Source organism: Bremerella sp. P1 (assembly GCF_028748185.1).
Lineage (GTDB): Bacteria > Planctomycetota > Planctomycetia > Pirellulales > Pirellulaceae > Bremerella.
On the sequence record NZ_CP118164.1, the window covers coordinates 3,829,922 to 3,852,396 of the forward strand.

Below are 22,475 nucleotides of genomic sequence, written 5' to 3' on the forward strand. Positions count from 1 at the left end.
AGGGCATCTAGGCCAATCACTTGCAAGCGACACGAGCTAGAATTTAAATAGTGTCTTGCCCTTAGCGCGCTTCTCTCGAGGATCCCCCCCCATGCGACTTGCCCTCTTTTTAATGTTCGTGGCCATCGGTCTTTGCCCGTCCGATGCCTTCGCCCAGCGGAAGCCCAAAGAAGAGCCGCTGGAACTGCCGACCGATCCACGCCTGGTCGAGATCCATCGCGAGTTCGTTACCAAGGCCGAGAAGCTCGGTGACGAATATGCTCGGAAGAAAGATTGGGAAAAGGCACGCATCGTTTTCGGCGAAGTTCTCAAGCTGGTGCCCAACTACAAACCGGCCGTTGAAAAGATGAAGGTGATCAACGGAGAGCTTTCCAACGCCAACAAAAAACTGGTGACCGTCGAAGCCAGCGAAGGTTGGCAAGACACCGGCATCAATGTCATTGAAGGCAGTCCGATCGCGTTTCGCGTCGAAGGTGAATGGCTGTTAGTTCACCCGAGTGACGCGAATGGATTGGAGATACCCCGAGAAATCCGTGATTACAAGCTTGGTTCCTTGATTGGGGTTGTTGCCAAATCGGCCACGCCTGATAAAGATACGGTCCCTTTCACCATCGGTACCCAAAAGCGAATGAACGTTCCTCAAACGGGACGTTTGCTGCTCAAGATGCACGACCTGAACAACGAAGATAATCGTGGTCAGGTTCGCGTCGAGATCACGGGCAACTTCTAGTCTGCGAAGAGAGACGTCCATTGACGGTAGATACAATGCCACCCCCGACCTTGGCCGCCAGGATCGGATTGTGGCTAGGACCAATATTCGCGCTCTCTCTCTGGTTGTCGCCTGGCTTGGGGTTTTACCTCGATGCTGAGCAGCCGCAATTAAATGCGATCGCGGGGGCATTCATCTGGATGGGCGTGTGGTGGCTCACCGAAGCTGCCCCACTCGCCGCGACGTCTCTCTTGCCGCTGGTGTTGTTTCCGCTGCTGGGAATTCAGTCGGTCAAAGAGGTCGCCTCAAGTTATGGCGATCAGAACGTGTTTCTGTTCCTGGGCGGCTTTCTGGTCGCCCTAGCCATCGAACGCTCGGGGCTTCATCGCCGCGTGGCTCTTTCGATTGTGTACGTGATGGGCGACAACCCGGCGAAGCTGCTGTTAGGCTTTATGGTCGCGACCGGGCTCATGTCGATGTGGATCTCCAATACTGCCACAACGCTGCTCATGCTGCCGATCGCCGGTAGTATTCTTGCCGTGGCTGATATGCGCTTGACCGACGATTCTGCCCGGCGAAACCTGGGTGTCGGATTGATGCTGGGCATTGCCTACGCGGCAAGTATCGGCGGCGTGGCAACGCTGGTTGGTACGCCACCCAATATCGCGTTCTCGTCCTTCTACAGCCAAACCTATCCGGACCTGCCGCAGGTATCCTTCCTGGCCTGGATGCTGATGGCCCTCCCCTTCTCGCTGGTCTTCATGCTGATTACCTGGGGCGTTCTGGCGTACATGCTCTTCCCTGTGCATAGCTCTGACTCGCTCGGTGGGCGAACGGTGATCGCCGATGAACTACAAAAGCTAGGCCCCATTCACGCTGCCGAATGGCGGTCAGGCATTATCTTCTTCGCGACGGCGTTGCTGTGGATTCTGCGAGAACCGGTTGAAGGCTGGGGCTGGGGTGTTTTCTTCGTCGACGAAAATGGAAAGACCTTCGTCAGCGACGCTACGACGGCTATGGCGATGGCAATCCTGTGCTTCATTATTCCGCGCGGCGGTAAAGAGCACGGTGCACTTTTGGATTGGCCCACGACCGTCAAAGTGCCCTGGGGCGTGCTGCTGCTGTTCGGGGGCGGTATCGCGTTGGCTCAAGCCGTGAATGCCTCGAAGTTCGACCTTTACCTCGGGTCGCACATGGCCAACGTGATGAGCCAGATGTCGCAGTCGGCCATGGTGATCGTCACGGCGACCGGCATGGTGTGGCTGACCGAGTTCACCTCGAACCTGGCCAGTGTGCAAACGTTCAATCCAGTGCTTGGCAGTGCCTCGGAGGAACTGGGTGTCCCGCCGTTGCTCTTGTTGGTCCCGGCGACGCTGGCAGCCAGCTGCGCGTTCATGATGCCGGTCGCTACGCCTCCCAACGCGATCGTCTACGGCTCGGGCCGGGTGCCGATCGGCAGCATGATCAAAGCCGGGATCGTGCTGAACATTCTCTCGATCATCCTCGTTTCGATCACCGTGCTGGTGCTCGGACGACTGCTCATTTGAGCACGCGCAGAAAAAAAGGAAGACCGGCTCGCGGTCTTCCTTCGGATAAACTCCGCTGGCTACCGGTTATCGCGAACCCAAAGGAAACGTGCTCACGACCGGCGGCAAATAGCTGGACATGTAATACGCCTTGGGAGCGGACATCTCCAGCATCTTGTCGAAGCTGAGGGCCTGGTTCTGAGCGAGTCCCAGGTCGAACAGTGCCACAGGCTCTTCATAGGTGACCACGCGCGTCTTCTTCGAGTCGATGTCGGCGAGTTCGGCCGCACGGTCAATGGCTTCTTCGATGAAGCCGATCTTGTCAACCAAGCCGTTAGCTAGTGCCTGGTTGGCGGTGAAGATCTCTCCAGTGGCCAGGACGTCGAGCTTGGCAGGATCCTTCTCAAACGCAGGACGGCCTTCCTTGACGATGTCTTTGAATCGAGTAAATGCCTGGTTCACGTATTCCTGCAGTATCTCGCGATGTTCCTCTGGCATCTCGCGGGTCATGGTCAGCATCTGCTTCCGCGGATGACTCATGATCGAGTCGTCCTCGATGTTGTACTCCTTCATCAGGCCCGCGATGTTGTAGTGAGGAATGATCACGCCGATCGAACCGGTGGTGGTGGTCGGTTCGGCATAGATCGAGTCCTCTTCGTCTTCGACCGCCATGGCGACGTAGTAGCCGCCTGAGGTGGCCATCGCACCCATGCTGACGACCAAAGGAATGTCGCGTTCTTCCTTGAGCTTCTTCAGGTGGTGCAGAATGTAATCGGAACCGGTCACTGTACCGCCAGGCGAGTCAACGCGGACGACAACCGCTTTCACGTTCTTGTCTTCCCGCACCAGGTCGATCTGTTTGCGAACGTAACCTTGGCCTTCCATGATGAGGCCGGTGACATTGATCACGGCAATCTTGTCGCTGGCCGTCTTGCTGCCAGCAAAGTATTTCTCCGATACCCCTTCGGTGGTGTTGTAGTAGCTGGCCGAACTGATCATCAGGCCGAGAATGATCGGCACGCAGAAGAACAGCCCGAGCCAGCCGATCGCGGCCACAATTCGCCACAGGATACTTCCCGAGTGGTGGTTTTGGATGATGATCGGTTGAGGTTGGTTGTGAATCGGTTGGACCATGTCCGAGGAATTTTGATCAGCCATATTTCAGAGGTCCTGCCTTGCTAAATGAGGAATCGATCTTTGTAGGCCTGTGCTCAGGGTGGCATCAGGCACTGATATTCTACGTTCCGCTTGAACTAGGGCAATTTGAGGGGCGAAATCTCCAGGCAATTCACCCAAATTGGGGCCGGATGGGAGTCTGGTGTTGTCAAATTGCCCCTAATCCCGGTAAGCTACGCCGGATTGTAGCAGATCTGCGTTTATCTCTAGCTGAACATCCCCCAGGCAAGTGAAGGAGTCGAGCCGTGTTCGTTTCCGCGTCGACCGAGTGTTTTCCCGAGTTACCCCTGCGTGAGTGCATGGAAAAGCTGGTCGATCTGGAGTTCAGCGCCGTCGACATGACGCTGGACGAAAACAGCGAGCATCTGCGCCCCTCCGACGTGCTTAGCAACCTGCAGCGGGCCATCGACATTTGCCACGACACGCAGCGTTTGGTGATTTCCAACTTTCGCCTGCTGTCGTCCGCCCAAGGAAACGATCGCTACACCGAGTACGAAGCGATCTGCAAGTTGGCCAAAGCGGTCAAGGTTGCCTCGATCACGGTCCCCAGCGGTGAGTTCGGTACCCCCTTCAACGAAGAGGTCGAGCACCTGCGTGAGTTGGTTGCGATTTCCGCTACCGAAGGGATCGTCACTAGCATGCACACCCACGTCGGTTGCCTGTCGCAAGACTGCGACACGATTCAAGTGCTATGCGACAATGTCAAAGGCCTCGGCATCACGCTCGACCCGAGCCACTTCATCTGCCGCGAAGACGGCGAGAAGAGCTACGACAAGGTTCTGAAGTATGTCCGTCACGTCTATCTTCGCGACACCAGCAAAGACGCCATGCAAGTCCGCGTCGGCCAAGGCGAAGTCGAGTACGGCCGCCTGATCCAGCAGCTCGAACAAACCGGCTACAACCGTGCTCTTACGGTTCACATGCCACCTCTGCCCGATACCGACCAGATGGCAGAAATGCGAAAGATCCGCCTGCTGCTGGAAAGCTTGCTGTAACAGCGAGCGTTTCGATGGATCACGTTCCTCGCAAATATGGACAGCGCATGCGCGCGCATTCCAGTCCCCTCTCCACCGTCTGTGGGGGAGAGGGTTAGGGTGAGGGGGCGTCTCGCTCCTTCGTAGCGCATGCCCAAGTCGTGTTCTAATCAGTTCGGAACATTGTTCTCGTCATATTGAGTGAAGGGTCGCTCAGGAAACCCTCACCCTAGCCCTCTCCCTGCGAGGGAGAAGGGACAAGATTAGCGTGGTGGGCCGCGTTCGTTGGCGTGATTCTCGTTCCTTGCAAGACGGGGTGCCACGCCCAAGTCTGCTTGGGCGTGTCTTTGAAGCGCGTGGCGAACGCGTTCTCGTCGCCGTGGCGTGATGGCCTGCTTGGTCTCTCGATGAGCAACCACCTTCTGCAGTGTCTTGCTGGGCGAACCTACTCCGTGCGAAGACGTTTCCTTCCGGCCATCCAGTTCCTGCTGCAACCGGTCGATTTCTTCCTGCTTCTCGCAGATCTCTCGGTGCAGTTGCCGATCAAGGGCCTGCAGGCGATAGAAGGTGTACGCGAACAGTCGGGCAGCCTCGTAGGTGAGCGGTTCTCGCAGGGGGCGTTTGGAGCGATAGAGTTCGCGTTCACGAGCCCGGGTGGCTTCGTCGCGCTCGCGCGGTTCGCGCTGATCGAGGGACGCAGGCCGAAGCGTGGTTGGCCGCCGAGTAGGAATCTGCGGAGGCGGATCTTCGGGGAACTCGTGCGCGGCGGTCTCTGGATCGATGTCAACGACCTGGCGATTGGCTCCATAGGAAGGAGGCGTCTCCGGCAGGACCAGCAACACTTCCCCACAGCAGGGACACAGAAGCCGGTTCCGATCGCGCACGGCAACCTGCGGAGCGTGGCCTTTTGAGCCAGCTCCGTGTGTTTCCAGTTGTGGTGCGTGGTGATGGGACATGACGTTTGTTGTGTGTTGATGATTGGTTACAAGTTCGCACGCCCAAGAAGCAAGATTGCTTCGTTGGGCGTACGTGCAATCTATCAGCGAAGTGCTTCAGCGAGATAGTGCGCGAGATTTTTTGTAGGGCCCGCGCCAGCTCGGGTCGGAACCCTGGTACCCACTTCGCGACCCGCGCTGGCGCGGGCCCTGCTTTTATTCGTGACCATCGGTGAAATCTGTGGTTGGTCCTCTCTCGAGACTTCGACGCTGGTGCCCGGTTCGCCCCCTCACCCTAACCCTCTCCCCTAAGGGGCGAGGGGACTGGATTTGTTATAACGCTGCATCGATCGCGGCGAGTGCTTCGCCGCAACTTCCGGGGATCAGCATGTCGGCGATCATGTCGAGACCCGTTTCGTCTCGGTTGATGAGCACGAGTTTGCCGCCGCTGCGTTTGCCTGCTTCTGGCAGGCCTGCGGCTGGGTAGACGACCAGGGAGGAGCCGACCGTGATGATCAGGTCGGCTTCCAGGCACCATTGGTGAGCACGGTTGAGCGTTTCCTCAGGCAAGACCTGTCCGAACGAAACGGTGGCGTGCTTCAAGCGGCCGTCGCCACATTCAGGGCACAGTGGGACTTCATTGGTCTCGCGAAACTGCACGACTAGCGGGTCGACGGGCGCACGCCAGTCGCAGTCCAGGCAGGTCACTTCCCGGGCGGTGCCATGCAGTTCCAGCACATCCTGGCTGCCAGCGATCTGGTGCAGTCCGTCGATGTTCTGGGTGATTACGCCGCGGACCTTCCCCTTCTCTTCCCACTTGGCAATCGTCTGGTGACCGATGTTGGGCTCGGCAGCGGCGAACGCGACATGAGCTTCAGTCTTCTGCTCCCAGTACTCGTGCCGTGCCTGGGCCGATCGGCAGAACTCGTCAAAGTAGACGGTGCGATACTTCGACCAGACACCGCCAGGCGAACGAAAGTCAGGGATGCCACTTTCCGTACTGATTCCGGCACCGGTGAAGACAACAACCGATTTTGCGGCGCAGCCAGTTGGCAGTGAGTTCGATGTCGGAAGACATGTGTGTTTCCCCAAAAAAGTGGATTCAATTGGCTCATCATACCGTCGATCGGTGGGGGAAGACTTGTATTTGCCATAGAGTTATGGCATCTTCAACGAAATCTTTCTTGAAGAAAAGAAAGCTTTTCGTACGACTCCCCTGCCCTGCCCCAGCTAGTCGAGATCCCCGGAATGATTCCGTTTGATATCTCTCTTTTCGCTCAATCTGCCATCACGCCAGACCAATATTCCCTGCTTTGCTTGTTCGTAGGCATGGCAACGGTGTTGGGCTTGATTATCTTCATGCGGGCCAATGCCTTTTTGGCACTGATCACCGCCGCGATGGTTGTCAGCTTGATGGCCGACGGAGCGATCCAAGACAAGTTCTCGCGTGTCGCTTCCTCGTTTGGCGGAACGGCGGGCGGCGTCGGCATTGTGATTGCCCTGGCTGCGATCATCGGCAAGTGCATGTTAGATAGTGGCGCTGCCGACCGTGTGGTTCGGGCATTCATGTCGGTCTTTGGCGAGAAACGTTCGCCGATCGCATTGATGGGTAGCGGTTTCGTGCTGGCCGTGCCGGTGTTCTTCGATACGGTCTTCTACTTGCTCGTGCCGCTGGGTCGGTCGATGTTTCGCAAGACGCAGAAGAACTACCTGTTGTACGTGATGGCGATCGCAACCGGCGGTTGTATTACGCATACACTCGTGCCACCGACGCCAGGTCCGCTGGTCGTGGCCGATCAGTTGAATGTCGACAAAGGTCTGATGATCTTGATCGGTGCGATGATCGCATTTCCAGCAGCGTGTGCGGGGCTGTGGTTTTCGGCATTCATGAACCGCTTGATGCCACTTCCGATGCGTCCTTTGGGTAGCGAGCCAGAACCAGAAGCGATTCCGGACGACAAGCTTCCTTCGCTGTGGATTTCGCTCGCCCCCGTTTTGCTGCCGGTGCTATTGATCTCGACCAATACCGTGTTGACCACGATGGCCGACGCGGAACGCGCGCGCAGCTGCGTGAAGGCGATATTGCGGACTGGAGTACGTTTCGTAGTCGGATCCAAGATGACAACGTTGCGGACGCCGAGACGAACTTCGGTAAGCACGTGCTGGGCACCATTCGCGGCGATGGAAGCGATGCCGAACGAGCACGCATCGCCGAGCTGATTCTGCAAGAGAGGAGACCTCAACGGCGAAGAGCAAAACGAACTTCGTGCCGGGCTGAACCGATTTCTGCTATTGGACAAAAGCTTTCCGAAGAACCGGGACGCATTCCTTGGTGTGAAGCTTTCGGGTACGGCCATGTCGTTGGCTGGCAAGAACCCGGCACGCATGGCGCCCGTGACTGCAGAACGGATGAACCGCGAAGTGTTGGAATCGGCGTATGGTGCCGACGTCGTGAAGCCGTACACCTGGGAAACGCCGAACCGTAAAGCAGCCAACGTGACTTCGATGCTGGGCGATCCTAACTTCGCCCTGCTGATCTCGGCGGTGATCGCCATGTGGACGCTGGCCGTACAGCGATCGTTGTCGTTGAAAGAGCTCGCCTCGTCGGTGGAAGTCTCGCTGATGAGTGGTGGTCTGATCATTCTGATCACCGCTGCTGGTGGTGCCTTCGGTGCGATGCTGACAGTGGCCAATGTGGGCGACGCCATTCAGAACATGTTCCCGGTCGGGTCAGACGCGGCTTCGGCCAAGCTGATGATTCTGTTCCTGGGCTTTGGGATCGCGTCGGTGTTGAAGGTCGCCCAGGGCTCGAGCACGGTGGCGATGATCACCTCGAGTGGTATGCTCGTCAGCCTAGCCAATCCGGAAGTGCTCGGTTTTCACCCGGTCTACCTGGCGGCCAGTATCGGGGCTGGTTCGCTGTTCGGTTCGTGGATGAACGACAGCGGGTTCTGGATTTTCGCGAAGATGAGCGGCTTGACCGAAGTCGAAGCGCTCAAAACGTGGACGCCGCTGTTGATGGTGCTGGGCGCAACCAGCTTTGTCTGTGCGGTGATAATGGCGATCGTTCTTCCGCTGGCGTAGTTTGCCCAGTCGGACTGATTCCGCCATCAATGCTGGCATTTTCGGCCATTTTCAGGCGTTTTTGACCTGAAAACGAACCTTTTGAGGGTCTTCTGCATACAATACAGTGCGATAGGAAGCCCAGATGTAGGATCGGTTCAGGAAGTACCGCGCAGCGCCAGGAAGCGCGATCGACGCAAAACTCGAAATTAGGCTCAACCCGACTCACCGGAACCCGGAAGTCAGGCTGTAGCGTTTCTAGGGAAAATATCCCGCCAAAAAGAGTCGTCGATTTTTTGACCAGGGCATTTTCGTGATCTATAGTGGACTGGGTCGAAATGATGGCCCGTCCTTCACGAGATTTACTCCCCCAAGTTGCCGGTACTTCGACCCGCTCTCAGTCCTTGCCAATTTCTAATTGGGCTGATGATTAATGCGTCGTGGCTGGTGACTACGGACACTGGACGCTGCGACGGATCATGCAAACAGTAAACAAATCATACAAGTTGGCGATTGCTCTGCTGATCGCCCTGCTCTCTTTAGCTCCGGCGACTGTCTACGGTCAGATCCGGATTCCCGACGAAGCTCGTATCGACGAGACCGCCGTTCGCGAGGTAATCGCCAACGGTGAGCAGCTCGAACGACAGGGCCGTTGGGGTGAAGCACTCACCTTCTACGAAGACGCACTGCGCCTGCACGGCTTCGATTCCAGCGTGCAGCGAAAGGCGAACCTCGCTCGACTTCACTATGATGTCGGTCGACGTTATACCGATCAAAGCTTTGTTCGCTCGATCGATACGATGTCTCGCGACGAAGCGTTGCGTCTGTATGACGGTGCTGCGTAAGGTTCAGGCCAGCTACGTCGACTCGCCCCGCTGGAGCGATGTCAGCCGCGAAGGCGTCAAGCAATTGGACGTGGCTCTGAAAGAAGACGTCTTCAATAAGAAGAACCTGAAGGACGTCGATCGCAACCGTATCGATCAAGTTCGCCGCATGCTGAACGAGAACGTGAACTGGCAGAACGTCAGTTCGCCTCAGCAAGCGATTGAAACGGCCAACTACGCCGCCGAACTGATGTGGCAAAACCTGGGCGTGAAGCCGACCGCGACGATTCTCGAATTCGCTTGCGGAACGGCTGCTTCGCTCGATCCATATACCAGCTTCCTCACGCAAGATCAGCTGACGGAAGTCTACTCACAGATCGAAGGTAACTTCGTTGGTCTGGGCGTCGAGCTGAAGGCCGATTCCGGCAACCTGTTGATCGTCCATGCGATCGACGGCAGCCCTGCTCACCAGGCTGGTATCCGCTCGGGCGATCGCATCATCGCCGTCGACGGTCACCTGACTGAAGTGATTTCGACCGACAAAGCCGCCGACATGCTGAAAGGCCCGATCGGTTCCAGCGTCCGCGTGACGGTTGTCAGCCCTAATCAGCCTGCCCGCGATATGATGGTGCGTCGCGATCGCGTCGAAGTGCCCAGCGTCGACAACATCCACATCATGGATACCGAGTCGAAGGTTGGCTACTTGAAGATCACGAGCTTCCAGAAGAACACCCCGGCCGATCTCAGCCAGGCGATGTGGAAACTGCATCGCGATGGCATGCGAGCCCTGGTGATTGACCTTCGCGGCAACCCTGGTGGTTTGCTGACGGCAGCCGTCGACATGGTCGACCTGTTTGTCGAGCAAGGCACGATCGTCTCGACCCGCGGTCGCAACGCTCGCGAAGACTTCGACTACACCGCTCATATGCCCGGTACCTGGCGAGTGCCGCTGGTCGTGCTGATCGACTCGAACTCGGCCAGTGCCAGTGAAATCTTCGCCGGTGCGATTCGTGATCATCGTCGCGGAACGGTTGTCGGACAGCGTAGCTACGGCAAAGGCTCGGTGCAGGGGATCTTCCCGCTGGCAACGGCCGGAACGGGGCTTCGCCTGACGACGGCTAAGTTCTTCTCGCCTAGCGGACGAGCGATCAGCCGCAACGGCGTGATGCCGGACGTGAACGTCCGCGTCGCCGGGAAGCCTGATCTTGCCGAAGTGAAAGCGGCTGTCGATCAAGCCGCCTCGCAGGCCGATCCCGTGATGGACGCTGGCCTGGTTGCTGCTCGCCAGCTTCTGGGCGTGCCAGGGTTGTCGACCCGCACGCAAGATCAGCGATAACGCGATTGGTTCTTCATCCACTGCCACACTTCTACGTGGCGGTGTCTGGTTGGCGACACCTGGGGTAACCGCTACGATTAATTGGGTTGGGTAAGTCACGTAGACCCGTGGCTTCGCGCTCTGCTCGTATGACTCGTGGCGAAGGCCTCGTATCTTGTTGTTCCAAAAGCTTGGGAAGTTCGTTGTCCGCTATCCCATTGCCATCCTTTGCTTTTGGATGGTATTCGCGGTTGCGGCCGCCCTTCTTCCGCCGCATTGGAACGATGTCACGCTGGACGGGGACTTGGCGTTCCTGCCTGCCGGACTTCCCAGCGTCGAAGCCGAACGACTCTACCGCGAAGCGTTTCCTCAGCGTCAGGCCAAAAGCCAGTTGGTGTTCGCCATCAGCCGGAAAGACGAGCCGCTGACCGAGGATGATCTTCGCTTTGCCGACAACATGGCCTCGCCGCTGCAAAACGCCCAAGGCGTAATCCTGTACAAAGCGGCGATCGCGGATGAAGTTCCGCCGACCAAAGAGCCAGAGGACGACCTATCGGCCCCGTTGCAGTATGCGATGGATGCTTGGGAAGAGTCGGCGCTACTCGACTCGAAGAACTGGCATCCGCTGTGGAACATGGCCTACGCGAGCAAGCAGCATGGGGATGCCGATGCCGAGCAGCAGTTTCTCGAGCACGCGATGACGCTACGTCCGGAGCTGAAGGACGAAACGCTGGAGCTGGTCCCGGAAGATCCTTTCAACTGGAATCAGTTCGATGTGCTGACGCGGCACACGATGGTGTGCGGCGACATGCTGACGAGCAAGAACGGACACGCGGTCCTAGTCGTCGTTGAGTCGCGCAACGAATTCATGGCGACCGATAATATTCGCGTCCTGCAAGAGGCGACGCAGTACGTCGATACATGGCGTGAGCGCGCCCAGGAAGCAGGATTTATGCATCTCGAGATCGGCGTGACCGGCAACGCGGCGATCGGTGGCGAAATGCTGATGGCGGCGAAAGAGAGTATCGCCAATACCGAGCTTTACACGATTGTGCTGGTGATCGTCATCCTCCTGCTGATCTACCGCACGCCCATGCTTTTGGCCGTGCCGCTGTTATCGATTGCGGTGTCGTTCATTATTTCTTCGTGGCTGGTCGCTTCGCTCACGCAAGTGCATCTGCTGCCAGGCATGGAGTGGTTCGACTTCAAGGTCTTCAAGACGTCGCGGATCTTTATCGTCGTGATCTTGTTTGGGGCAGGGACCGACTTCTGTCTGTTTCTGATTGGACGTTACCGAGAAGAACTCGCTCGCTGCCGCGATCATGAATTGGCGATTGCCCAGGCACTAGCCGGGGTAGGGGAGGCCCTTACGGCCAGCGCCATGACAACGGTCGTGGGGCTGGGGATGATGTTCTTCGCCGATTTCGAGAAGTACCGAAACAGCGGTCCGGCAATTGGGCTGTGCCTGTTAATCACGCTACTGACCTGTTTGACCTTGGCCCCTGCGATCATGCGATTCCTGGGGCAGGTGTTGTTCTGGCCATGGGGCGATACGCAGAGCTTCGTCGAGAAAAGCCGCCCCGTTTCGGCTGGATGGTGGGATCTCATTTCCCGCTTAGTTTGTGCCCGGCCAGGCCTCACGTTAACCGTTGTGGTGCTGCTTTTGGGAATCGTAGGCTTTCCCAGTCTCTACAAGCAAGCATCACAACCGGCAGGGCGGTGGAGGTGTCGTACGACTTGTTCGGCGATCTCGGTAACGACCGCATGGCCAAGCAGACGGCGCTTCAGATCCGCGATTACTTCCCCTTAGGGGAAAGTGGGCCGCTGACGATCTTGGCGGTGAACCCGGCTGGCCAGTTCATGGAGACCGACGGTCAGGCCATCACCAACCAACTTGCCGAGACCATCTTCGATACCAACAAAGACGTGGAACGCGTCTTCACCAGCGAGCAGCCACTGGGCGATCGGCCCGCAGGCTTCTCGATTTCCTCGCGCGGACGACATATTTGGATGCTCAAGAAGCATCGTCGTACGAAAGAGTTTTTCCTGGCCCAAGAGCCCACCTTGAGTGGCCAAATCACGTTGTTTCGCGTGCTGACCGATCGCAATCCGTTCTCGAATGAAGCCATCGCGCTGATGGATAACATCGAGACGAACCTCAAGGAAAAGATCGCCACGCTGCCGCCACCCTGGAATGAAACGAAGATCTATATCCAAGGGACAACGCCATCGATCCGCGACCTGATGAAGGTGACCACGCAAGATCAAAGGCGCATCGAACTAGGCGTGATCGTGGCCGTCTTTATGGTGCTGCTGGTAATCCTTCGCAGGCCGATGGTGTGTGCGTATATGATCCTCTCGGTGCTGTTCAGTTATTACGTCACGCTGGGAATCACCGAAATGTTCTTTCGCACTGTCTATGCCGATTCGTATCAGGCACTGGACTGGAAAGTGCCGTTGTTTTTGTTTGTGATCCTGGCGGCGATTGGCCAGGACTATAACGTCTACCTGGCCACACGCGTCTTTGAAGAGCAAAAGAGACTAGGGTTACGCGACGGTTTGCTGCGAGGCATGACGACAACCGGTGGCATCATTACCAGTTGCGGTCTGGTGATGGCCGGTACGTTTGCGTCGATGTGTATGGGAACACTACTTGGGGTGATCGAAATTGGATTTGCCCTGACGGTGGGTGTTTTGCTCGATACGTTTGTCGTCCGCACGATCATGCTCCCGAGCTTTCTCGCCCTGATGAATCGCTTTGCTGATGAAGAAACTCATCCTCAATCTGGGCAGCCGCCGGAAGAAAATGTTCCGGTCTAATTGAATCGCAGCAGTGAAAGCGCCATATTACGGATTCATGCAGGAGTCGTGACGCCACTTAGCTCGTAATGCGGTAAGTGGTGTCTCGGTTCCCGTTTCGACTGCCCTGCGTCACCATTGTTATGAAAGGGAGCCCCAACATGACGCCCAAAGAAGTCTTAGCCCTGTGCCGTGAAAACGACGTGAAAGCGGTCGATTTCCGCTTTATGGATTTTCCCGGCCTCTGGCAGCATTTCACGATCCCTGTCAGCCATTTGAGCGAAGATACCTTCTGAAGATGGCCTCGGTTTTGACGGTTCCAGCATCCGTGGCTGGCAGGCCATCAACGAGAGCGATATGCTCGTTGTGCCGCAGCCCGATACGGCTTTTGTCGATCCGTTTACGCAATTGCCCACGCTGGTGTTGATTTGCAACATCCAAGATCCGATCACGCGTGAAGACTATTCCCGCGATCCACGCAATGTGTGCCGCAAAGCGGCCAACTACTTGAAGAGCACTGGCATCGCCGATACCTGCTTCATCGGCCCGGAAGCCGAGTTCTTCGTCTTCGATGACGTCCGCTTCGATCAACGACCTCAACACGGTTTCTATTACATCGATAGCGTGGAAGGGGAGTGGAACGCGGTCGCGACGAGGGACCGAACCTCGGTTACAAGCTGCGTCACAAGGAAGGCTACTTCCCGGTGCCGCCTGCTGATTCGCTCATGGATCTGCGTAACGAAATGATGCAGACGATGATCGAGTGCGGCTTGAATGTCGAAGCCCAGCACCATGAAGTGTCGACCGCCGGTCAGTGCGAAATTGACATGCGGTTCAATGAAATGGTGAAGATGGCCGACGATCTGTTGATCTACAAGTACGTGATCAAGAACGTCGCAAAGCGCAACAACCGAACCGCGACGTTCATGCCCAAGCCGGTCTTCAGCGACAACGGCAGCGGCATGCACACGCACTTCTCGTTCTGGAAAGACAACGAACCACTCTTCGCAGGTAGCGGCTACGCTGGCCTCAGCGAAACGGCCTTGCATGCCATTGGTGGCCTGCTGAAGCATGCTCCGGCGGTGCTGGCATTCACCAACCCGACAACCAACAGCTACAAGCGATTGGTCCCTGGTTATGAAGCTCCGGTGAACCTGGCGTACTCGCAGCGGAACCGCTCAGCATCGTGCCGCATTCCGATGTATAGCCCGAGCCCGAAGGCCAAGCGGGTTGAATTCCGCTGCCCCGATCCGACCTGTAACCCTTACCTGGCGTTCGCCGCGATCACCATGGCGGCGATCGACGGGATCCAAAACAAGATCGATCCGGGGCAACCGCTCGATAAGGACATCTACGACCTGCCGCCGGAAGAAGCAGCCGCCGTGCCGAAGACGCCAGGCTCGCTTGATGCAGCGCTAGACGCCTTGGCAGACGATCACGAATTCCTGCTTCGTGGTGACGTCTTCACAAAGACGTGATCGAAACGTGGATCGAGTACAAGCGAAAGAACGAAGCCGACGCGATTCGTCTGCGTCCGCATCCTTATGAGTTCTGCTTGTACTACGACATTTAAGAGAATCCCTTACCCTGACCCTCTCCCTTCAACAACATTATTCACCAGCTAGCAATAAAAGGAGTTCACGTACTAGGCTAGGTAGTTGTGTACGAATTCCCAAATTGGGAGCCAAGCCATGGAACGTGAACTCTGGATTGCATTATACAAATTGGCTCGCCAGTGCGACGCCAATCCCTGGTGGGCGATGACAAAGTTTTTTCGATTGGGAGATCGTGAGCGTCTACTTGTGGGCGGTTATTCACGATCGACCAACCTGCTGGGCATGCGAGCCGGGCAACTGGCCTGACGATCTCAGGCCTCGGAAATTACCGTCTCAACCGACGATGAGCCGACGCTTGCCAACCACGGAAGTTCAGGCACTGCTCGCTCAAATGGAACGGTGCATGATCGCGGTGGACGATTTCGGTTTTGTCATGCTCGTTGATGGCAAGCCGCAAATGGTGAGTCATTGCAGCAAGGATCCCGATGCCCGTTGGGGCCGCGCACGACGCGGCTACGGCAAGGGCTACAAGGTCCACGCGATCTACGGCTCGAGCAGCATGCCGCTGGCCTGGGATGTCGAACCGCTCAACGTGGCCGAAACGCCGGTTGCAGTTCGGCTTCTCCCGATCCTAGGGAGAGGCGGAGGCTATCTAGTGGCTGATCGTGGATACGACAGCAACCAGCTCCACGACGCGGCGATGGAAGCCGGTTATCAACTGGTGGCCGAAAAACTGCGACCAGGAAAAGGCTTGGGGCATTGCCGCCACAGCCCAGGACGAATTCGCTGTTTCGCCCTACTAGAGCAGGAGTTCGGTCGCGCCCTAATACGGTTCCGGAACCAGGTCGAACGAAGATTCGCCTGGCTTGGCAATCACGCCGGAGGCCTCGAACCACTACCCAACTGGGCTCGACGAATACACCGCGTCCGCGAGTGGGTTCAAGCCAAACTTCTGATCCATGCCATGTACATGCTCCTCAACCTTCATCCTCCACCGCTAGCTGGTGAATAATGTTGTTCAAGGGAGAGGGGACTGGATAAGGCGGCTGCCGTGTATCGTAATCGCCTCTCGTTCTAACCTGCGATGGTTTGGGCGATGTTCTCTGGCGTGACGGGCGAGATGACCCCTTTCTCGGTGATGATCCCGGCGATCAGTTCGGCTGGGGTCACGTCGAAGGCAGGGTTGTAGACCTGTACGTTTTCTGGAGCGGTCTGCTTGCCCATGCCGTTGATGATCTCGACGGCGTCGCGCTGTTCGATGGGAATGCCTTCGCCGGTGGGCAGGGTGAGGTCGAACGTGCTGATTGGTGCGGCGATGTAGAACGGAATGCCGTGCGCCTTGGCCAGCAGGGCCACGCCGTACGTTCCGATCTTGTTGGCCGAATCACCATTGGCGGCGATGCGATCGGCACCGGTGATCACCGCATCCACGCGGCCTTCTTTCATGACCTGGGCGGCCATGTTGTCGCAGATCAGCGTCGCCGGAATGTCTCGCTGCACTAATTCCCAAGCCGTCAGACGCGAGCCTTGCAGTAGCGGGCGCGTCTCGTCGACGTAGACATGGATGTCCTTGCCTTGGTCGTGGCAGGTAAACATAACTGCCAGGGCCGTGCCGTAGTCGGCAGTGGCCAGGCCGCCAGCGTTACAGTGGGTGAGGATTCCGTTGCCGGACTGGATCAGCTCGGCACCATGACGGCCGATGGCTCGGCAGACCTGACGATCGTCTTCGTGGATGAAGCGAGCTTCGGCCAACAGTGCCGCGTGGATCTCAGCAGGCGACTTGCCTGCTTCCTTCTCGGCAGCGTAAGTGGCTTTCAGACGATCGAGTGCCCAGAACAAGTTGACCGCCGTAGGGCGGCTGCCTGCGAGGTACTCGACCACTTCGTGGAAGCGGGCCTCGAACTGTTCCGCCGCTTGATCCACGGCCGTTTGCAGGCCAACGATTACCCCGTACCCGGCAGCAATGCCAATTGCCGGTGCCCCACGGACACGCAGCATCTTGATGGCTTCCCAGACGGTTTCGACATCGCGACATTCAATGTGAACCAGGTCGACCGGCAACTTGGTTTGATCGATCAGAACGAGATGGCCGTCCGTTTCGCCGACAAAACGAATCGGATCAGGGGCGGTCGTTTCGGGCGTGGAAGTGGTCATGGCTAAGCAGTCAGGGGTTGATAGGGAAGATCGAAGGTTCCGGCAACCGCCTGGTTGGTGATTTTGCCGGAATGGATATTCAGGGCTGTGAGAAGTTCTGGCGAGTTGGCCAGCGACTTCTCGATGCCTTCGTTCGCGACACGCAGTGCCCAAGGCAGCGTGACGTTGCAAAGCGCGAACGTACTGGTACGTCCCACGGCACCTGGCATGTTGGCGACGCAGTAGTGCAGCACGTCGTCGACCAGGTAGGTGGGGTCACTGTGGGAAGTCGGTTTCGATGTTTCGATGCAGCCACCTTGATCGACGGCGACATCAATGATCACGCTCCCAGGCTTCATTAGTTTAAGGTCTTCACGAGATACCAGCATGGGGGCTTTGGCTCCCGGAATCAACACCGAGCCGACCACCAGGTCGGCCAGTTGCAGCTGGTGGCGGATCACGTGGCGATCGCTGAACAGCACGTTCACGTTCGGCGGCATCACGTCATCGAGGTATCGCAACCGGTCCATGTTGATATCGAGGATGTTGACGTCGGCGTTGAAGCCAGCGGCAATCTTCGCGGCGTTCGCTCCGACGATCCCACCACCAAGAATCGTAATGTGTGCTGGGGCCACGCCTGGCACGCCACCGAGCAAGATGCCTTGTCCCATCTGTGGCTTTTCCAGGTACTTGGCGCCTTCCTGAATGCTCATACGCCCGGCAACTTCGCTCATGGGAGTTAGCAGCGGAAGCGTGCCGCGCTTGTCGCGGAGCGTTTCGTACGCCAGGCAGATCGAACCGGAATCGATCATGCCTTGGGTCAGGTCACGGCTGGCAGCGAAGTGGAAGTAGGTGAAGACGATTTGCCCGGGACGGATCAGGGGAAATTCCTCAGCCTGAGGTTCTTTCACCTTGAGGATCATATCTGCCTGGGAGAAAACTTCTTCTGCCGTATCGACGAGCGTGGCACCCGCTTCCTGGTACTGCTCGTTGGTTAAGCCGGAACCGATTCCGGCGTCTTTCTCGATAACGACAGTATGGCCTGCTCGAACCAGTTCTTCGGCACCGACGGGCAAGATGGCAATGCGGTACTCGTCTTTTTTGACTTCTTTGGGAATGCCAACGATCATCTGGTGATCCCTACGTTTGTTTCATTAGCTTGAGTGCGAAGCGCACGAAGATTAGGGGCATTCGCTATTGAAACATGTCCACGCAGATGTGGACATGGTACCCGAGGGGCGAAATGACGAGAAATCTCGCCCCAATTTTTCGATAGAAAGAATCGATTTCTGCTAGGTAGTCGATCAGGCTTCCTCGTTGGCATCGTCGTATTGCTCGACGATGGCGCTATCGCCTGCCTCGTCAATTTCCGGCAGAAATTCATCCGACGTGTCTTCTTCGTAGACCGGCTTGCCGACCTTGCCGAAGTCGTCCCGTTCGTCCGAGGACTCGCGCTTCTTCAAGTAAAGCTTGATGGGGACTTCGGGGAAGGGGACCGCGTCGCGGAACGACGAAATCAGGTAACGCTGATAGCTCTGCGAAAACGCCTTGGGCATGTTCACCATCAGCACGAAGGTCGGGGGCTGAACCCCAACTTGCGTGGCGTAGTAAACCTTCGGCTTGCGATTCTTGTGCAGCGGTGGCGGATGATGGGCGATGATCTCTTTCAAGATCCGGTTCAACTCGCCGGTGTTGATTCGCGAGAGAGACTGCTTGTACAGCATCTGGGCGTGGTTGAGCAGCGTCTTGACGTTCTTGCCCGTTTTGCCGGTGATAAACGCAATTGGGACGTGCGACATCATCGGGAATGTCTCGTGCAGGTACGTCGCCCAACGCTCAGTCGGCATCTGCGTGTTGTACAAATCCCACTTGTTGACCACGAAGATGCACGGCTTGAACTCGTCGCTGATGTAGCGGACCAGTTGTTTGTCGACCTTGCTGATCTGCTGCGACGCATCGAAGAACATCAGCGTCATGTCCGCGTGGCGGATGCTTCGCTCGGCGCGGTGGGTGCTGTAATAGTCGATGTCGGTCTTTACGCTCACACGGCGGCGGAGACCTGGTGTATCGATCGCGACGAACGACTTGCCGTCCATCTCGAAGCGAACGTCGACACTATCGCGTGTCGTCCCGGCCACTTCGCTGACGATCATGCGATCGGCCTGAGCGAGCGTGTTGACGAAGGTGCTCTTGCCGACATTACGGCGGCCCACGATCGCCACTTTCATTTCCGGCAGCCCGTCGTCGGCATCCTGAGGGGCTTCCGTGTCGGGCAGACGATCGGCGATGACGTCGAGCAGGTCGCTCTTGTTGCGATTTTGCAGGGTGCTGACGGCAACCAGTTTGCCCCGTCCTAGGCGATAGAACTGGTCGGCTTCGACATCCATGTGCGGCGAGTCGGCTTTGTTAGCGACCAGCACGACGGGTTTGTCGATCTTCCGCAGACGCTGGGCGACCTGTTGATCCAGCGGCAGCATACCGCTGCGGACATCAACCACAAACAGGATGATGTCGGCCGAGTCGATGGCGATTTGGATCTGGCGTTCGATTTCGTCGGTGAGATTATCGACGTCATTGACGCCAATCCCGCCGGTATCGACGATCTCGAAGAAGCGGTCGTTCCACTTCTGCAGATGGACCATCCGGTCACGGGTGACGCCTGCGACGTCGTCGACAATGGCAAGCCGACGACCGGCCAACCAGTTAAAGATGCTGGATTTACCGACGTTCGGGCGTCCGATGATAACTACTTGGGGTACCGCCATAGGGGCAGAATTCAATCAGGGGTGCGAGTATGGATGACAGGAAAGCATGAATTACTTACCCTAATATGGATTAACTTCATTTTACGTGCTAGGTCTCGCCTGAGTAAGGGAAAACTTCTTAGCGTTCCCATTCCTGCGTGAATTCTGAGTACCCAAGCCACCTATTTAACTCCGCAACATCCGGCATGGACGAGCCTGAAATTCGCCGAGTTCTTCTTCAACAGGCTCAAGCCTGGCGCTCGTCCGGTGTGCAGTTCCTGGCCAAGCAGGCCGGTATTGAGCTTCCCCATACGCCTGACGCACCACCCCCAATTGAACCGGAAATGCCCGCACCGCAAGGAGTCAGCGAGATGCCCAAGCCGAAGAAGACGGAGACCATTTCCGCAGCCAAGACCGCCATTAAACCGGCCGCCATGCCCACGCTGCCCAGTTCGTCGGACGAGCCGTGGCCAGCCCCATACGCCAAGCTCTCGAAGGCAAAACGGCAGGAAGAACTCGATCAACTCCAAGCGACTGTGGCTGGATGTACTCTTTGCGCAGAACTGGCGAAAACGAGAACGCAGACCGTCTTTGGCGTGGGGAGCCCTAAGGCGCGGATTGCATTTTTCGGCGAAGCCCCAGGGGCGGACGAGGACCGGCAAGGAGAGCCGTTTGTGGGGCGAGCAGGCAAACTGCTGACGCAGATCATCGAGGCTTGTACGTTCCAGCGAGAGGACGTGTACATCCTCAACACGCTCAAGTGCCGCCCTCCAGGCAATCGAAATCCGACCACGGAAGAAAATGAGAACTGTCGACCCTATTTTGAGAGACAGTTAGAAATCATCCAGCCAGAGTACATCGTTTGCCTGGGACGATTCGCGATCACGAATTTGCTTCAGTCGACTGCGCCGATCGGCAAGCTACGTGGCCAGTTCCACCCTTACCGTGGCAGTAAGGTGGTGGTGACGTATCACCCGGCCTACCTGTTGCGGAATCCCTCGGCCAAGAAGGACGTGTGGGAAGACATGAAGATGATGCTCAAGGATATGGGAGTCGCGATTCCCAAGCCTGCCAAGTAGACGGCTGCTACTTGGCAGCTTCCGTTTCGGCGTCTTCTTCTTCGGGATCGAGCGGATCTTTGAGCAGTTCGTGAATCAACTTTCGAAGTTCGCGAACTTTGACCGGCATCGTCATGATGGCTCGGTTCTCGCCCAATTCGGCGGCTTCTCGAATGGCAGTCTGGCGTTCCTTCACGATCAACACCGCAGGTTTATCCTTGGTGTGGATGTCTTCGGCGAATTGATTGAAGCCTTCCAGGGCTGCCTCACCCATGTCGATGGCGCTGAAGACAATGATGTCGGCCGGTGACGCATCTTCGGCAAAACGACTCAGAGCTCGCTGTGGATCACTAATGACCAGCACGCGGTAGCCGTACTTCTTCAGGCGATCCCGCAGGACATTTTGCATGTCCATGTTCGACTCGACGATCATGATCGTCTTGTTGTAGCCCTCAAACTGCTTGGCGATGCGGGCTTCGTTTTGTGCTTCGATCTTTCCACGGATTTCGCCAGCGGTAGAATCGTCCCCGAGTTCCAGCCGTTTGGCGGCCATCTTCAGGTCCATCAGCATCTGGCCGGTGGTTTGATAACGACGATCCGGGTTGGTTTCCATCGCCTTCATCACGACCGAAGCGACCGAACGCGGCAGGTCAGGAGCGACCTTGGCAATTGGTTCGACGTTTAAATAGCGGCTGGCAGCCAGACGTTTCTGGCGATCACGCGTCTCGTAAAGAGGAAGTACGCCGGTGAGCATGTGGTAGTAGATGGCCCCGGCAAAGTAGATATCGCTGCGTGGATCGTCACGTGGCGCATTGGTCGCAATTTCGAGACCGGCGTAGTCGACCGTACGCGGGTTCGATGCTTGTCCATCTTCGTTGACTTGTTCGGCAAATGCGGCCAGACCAAAGTCGACCAGCTTGGCACGACCACGCGCCGAGATCAGCACGTTGGAGGTCTTCAAGTCGCGGTGCGTCAGGCCACGTTCGGAAGCGTAGGCCAAGCCTGAGGTGATATCGATCATCAACTGCGTTGCTTCTTTCGGGTTGAATTTGCCCCGAATTCGCAGCAAGTCACGCAGATTTTGCCCTTCGATGAATTCAATGATCAGGAAGTAGCTGGTTCCATGCTGGTACATCGAAGTTTCCGAGTGCACCTCATAGATCGGACAGATGTTCGGGTGACGCAGCCCCTTGCCGAGTTCCCCTTCCGTCATGAACTGCGACGCACGCTTGGGATCTTCGCTGAAACGACGACGCAGCACCTTGGCGGCCACCACTTTACCGGTGTCCTTGTGCACCGTGCGGAACACCCGCGCGAAGGTGCCGGTACCGATCATGTACAGAACTTTGTAGTCACCGTAGAAGTATCCAGTACGCAGACCTTTAACGACGCGTTCGACCTGATAATTGGTCAAAAGCTCTTTGCGTAGCATCAAGTTTTGGATTTCGCCCAGCGAGACTTCTCGGGTTCCGAGTTCGCTCCAGACCTGTTCGACCTGGTGATGTTCGAGAAGGTTAAAGTCGATGACGCGCTGCGCAAATTCTTCAGCGGTGAGATCAGCCATAAAAACTTCCTGGGCCCGAACCGTCCAGCAGCGATCTGGGCACCTCTTCCGTCTGGGTAAGAATGCGGGGATAAGACTTTTCTGTTCCGCACGTTATGT

At 57.1% G+C, this 22,475-nt stretch carries 22 protein-coding genes; 15 read left to right on the top strand and 7 right to left on the bottom strand.

Translation table 11 applies throughout. The features are described 5' to 3' along the window. The first annotated feature begins 91 nt into the window (after positions 1-91). Together PSR63_RS16070 and PSR63_RS16075 are read left to right on the top strand one after the other, a co-directional pair. The gene (locus tag PSR63_RS16070; protein WP_274326693.1) at positions 92-730 is read left to right on the top strand and encodes a tetratricopeptide repeat protein; all 639 of its coding nucleotides are present in this window, start codon (positions 92-94) and stop codon (positions 728-730) included. 35 nt (positions 731-765) lie between these two features. Next, positions 766-2,256: an SLC13 family permease gene (locus tag PSR63_RS16075; protein ID WP_274326694.1), complete on the top strand. Its 1,491-nt coding sequence runs from the start codon at positions 766-768 to the stop codon at positions 2,254-2,256. Between the two features lie 66 nt (positions 2,257-2,322). Here PSR63_RS16075 and sppA read toward each other — a convergent pair whose 3' ends face one another. Then, positions 2,323-3,393, bottom strand: coding sequence for a signal peptide peptidase SppA (gene sppA, locus PSR63_RS16080; RefSeq protein WP_274326695.1), 1,071 nt, complete (start codon positions 3,391-3,393; stop codon positions 2,323-2,325). Between the two features lie 263 nt (positions 3,394-3,656). Here sppA and PSR63_RS16085 point away from each other — a divergent pair, with 263 nt between their 5' ends. Continuing rightward, positions 3,657-4,406, top strand: a complete 750-nt coding sequence (locus tag PSR63_RS16085; RefSeq protein ID WP_274326696.1) for a sugar phosphate isomerase/epimerase family protein — start codon at positions 3,657-3,659, stop codon at positions 4,404-4,406. A 242-nt stretch (positions 4,407-4,648) separates the two neighbouring features. On the opposite strand, the gene PSR63_RS16090 is transcribed toward PSR63_RS16085, so the two are convergent. Both PSR63_RS16090 and PSR63_RS16095 read right to left on the bottom strand, forming a co-directional pair. Beyond that, positions 4,649-5,341, bottom strand: a complete 693-nt coding sequence (locus PSR63_RS16090) for a hypothetical protein (RefSeq protein ID WP_274326697.1) — start codon at positions 5,339-5,341, stop codon at positions 4,649-4,651. 312 nt (positions 5,342-5,653) lie between these two features. Next, positions 5,654-6,412, bottom strand: coding sequence for an SIR2 family NAD-dependent protein deacylase (locus PSR63_RS16095; RefSeq protein ID WP_274326698.1), 759 nt, complete (start codon positions 6,410-6,412; stop codon positions 5,654-5,656). A gap of 156 nt (positions 6,413-6,568) precedes the next feature. On the opposite strand from PSR63_RS16095, the gene PSR63_RS16100 reads away from it, so the two are divergent. From PSR63_RS16100 to PSR63_RS16150, 11 genes are all read left to right on the top strand, one after another. Continuing rightward, complete coding sequence (locus tag PSR63_RS16100) at positions 6,569-7,540, top strand: GntP family permease (protein WP_274326699.1); 972 nt, start codon at positions 6,569-6,571, stop codon at positions 7,538-7,540. Positions 7,541-7,612: 72 nt separating this feature from the next. Continuing rightward, positions 7,613-8,404, top strand: coding sequence for a GntP family permease (locus tag PSR63_RS16105; protein WP_274326700.1), 792 nt, complete (start codon positions 7,613-7,615; stop codon positions 8,402-8,404). A 458-nt stretch (positions 8,405-8,862) separates the two neighbouring features. After that, positions 8,863-9,228 (top strand): hypothetical protein, encoded by a 366-nt coding sequence (locus tag PSR63_RS16110; RefSeq protein WP_274326701.1) that lies wholly within the window; start codon positions 8,863-8,865, stop codon positions 9,226-9,228. Then, the gene (locus PSR63_RS16115) at positions 9,212-10,543 is read left to right on the top strand and encodes a S41 family peptidase (protein WP_274326702.1); all 1,332 of its coding nucleotides are present in this window, start codon (positions 9,212-9,214) and stop codon (positions 10,541-10,543) included. The genes PSR63_RS16110 and PSR63_RS16115 overlap by 17 nt, the downstream gene beginning before the upstream one ends. A 154-nt stretch (positions 10,544-10,697) precedes the next feature. After that, positions 10,698-12,332 (top strand): MMPL family transporter, encoded by a 1,635-nt coding sequence (locus PSR63_RS16120; protein ID WP_274326703.1) that lies wholly within the window; start codon positions 10,698-10,700, stop codon positions 12,330-12,332. After that, the gene (locus PSR63_RS16125) at positions 12,248-13,342 is read left to right on the top strand and encodes an MMPL family transporter (protein ID WP_274326704.1); all 1,095 of its coding nucleotides are present in this window, start codon (positions 12,248-12,250) and stop codon (positions 13,340-13,342) included. The genes PSR63_RS16120 and PSR63_RS16125 overlap by 85 nt, the downstream gene beginning before the upstream one ends. A 140-nt stretch (positions 13,343-13,482) precedes the next feature. Next, entirely contained in the window at positions 13,483-13,617 is a 135-nt protein-coding gene (locus tag PSR63_RS16130) for a hypothetical protein (protein WP_274326705.1), read from the top strand. A gap of 46 nt (positions 13,618-13,663) precedes the next feature. Continuing rightward, complete coding sequence (locus tag PSR63_RS16135; protein WP_274334201.1) at positions 13,664-14,068, top strand: glutamine synthetase beta-grasp domain-containing protein; 405 nt, start codon at positions 13,664-13,666, stop codon at positions 14,066-14,068. Further along, entirely contained in the window at positions 13,957-14,799 is an 843-nt protein-coding gene (gene glnA, locus PSR63_RS16140) for a type I glutamate--ammonia ligase (protein ID WP_274326706.1), read from the top strand. Before PSR63_RS16135 ends, glnA begins: the two co-directional genes overlap by 112 nt. 213 nt (positions 14,800-15,012) lie before the next feature. After that, positions 15,013-15,183 (top strand): hypothetical protein, encoded by a 171-nt coding sequence (locus tag PSR63_RS16145; RefSeq protein WP_274326707.1) that lies wholly within the window; start codon positions 15,013-15,015, stop codon positions 15,181-15,183. A gap of 37 nt (positions 15,184-15,220) precedes the next feature. After that, positions 15,221-15,889: a transposase gene (locus tag PSR63_RS16150; RefSeq protein ID WP_274326708.1), complete on the top strand. Its 669-nt coding sequence runs from the start codon at positions 15,221-15,223 to the stop codon at positions 15,887-15,889. 62 nt (positions 15,890-15,951) lie between these two features. Here the strand turns inward: PSR63_RS16150 and mtnA are convergent, their stop codons facing one another. The 3 genes from mtnA to der form a co-directional block, all read right to left on the bottom strand. Further along, positions 15,952-17,031, bottom strand: a complete 1,080-nt coding sequence (mtnA, locus tag PSR63_RS16155; protein WP_274326709.1) for an S-methyl-5-thioribose-1-phosphate isomerase — start codon at positions 17,029-17,031, stop codon at positions 15,952-15,954. Between the two features lie 2 nt (positions 17,032-17,033). Further along, positions 17,034-18,140: an alanine dehydrogenase gene (ald, locus tag PSR63_RS16160; RefSeq protein WP_274326710.1), complete on the bottom strand. Its 1,107-nt coding sequence runs from the start codon at positions 18,138-18,140 to the stop codon at positions 17,034-17,036. A 174-nt stretch (positions 18,141-18,314) separates the two neighbouring features. Further along, complete coding sequence (der, locus tag PSR63_RS16165; protein WP_274326711.1) at positions 18,315-19,775, bottom strand: ribosome biogenesis GTPase Der; 1,461 nt, start codon at positions 19,773-19,775, stop codon at positions 18,315-18,317. Positions 19,776-19,960: 185 nt separating this feature from the next. Here der and PSR63_RS16170 point away from each other — a divergent pair, with 185 nt between their 5' ends. Then, complete coding sequence (locus PSR63_RS16170; protein ID WP_274326712.1) at positions 19,961-20,833, top strand: uracil-DNA glycosylase; 873 nt, start codon at positions 19,961-19,963, stop codon at positions 20,831-20,833. A gap of 7 nt (positions 20,834-20,840) precedes the next feature. Here PSR63_RS16170 and PSR63_RS16175 read toward each other — a convergent pair whose 3' ends face one another. Continuing rightward, positions 20,841-22,376, bottom strand: coding sequence for a protein kinase domain-containing protein (locus PSR63_RS16175; RefSeq protein ID WP_274326713.1), 1,536 nt, complete (start codon positions 22,374-22,376; stop codon positions 20,841-20,843). Positions 22,377-22,475: the final 99 nt, after the last annotated feature.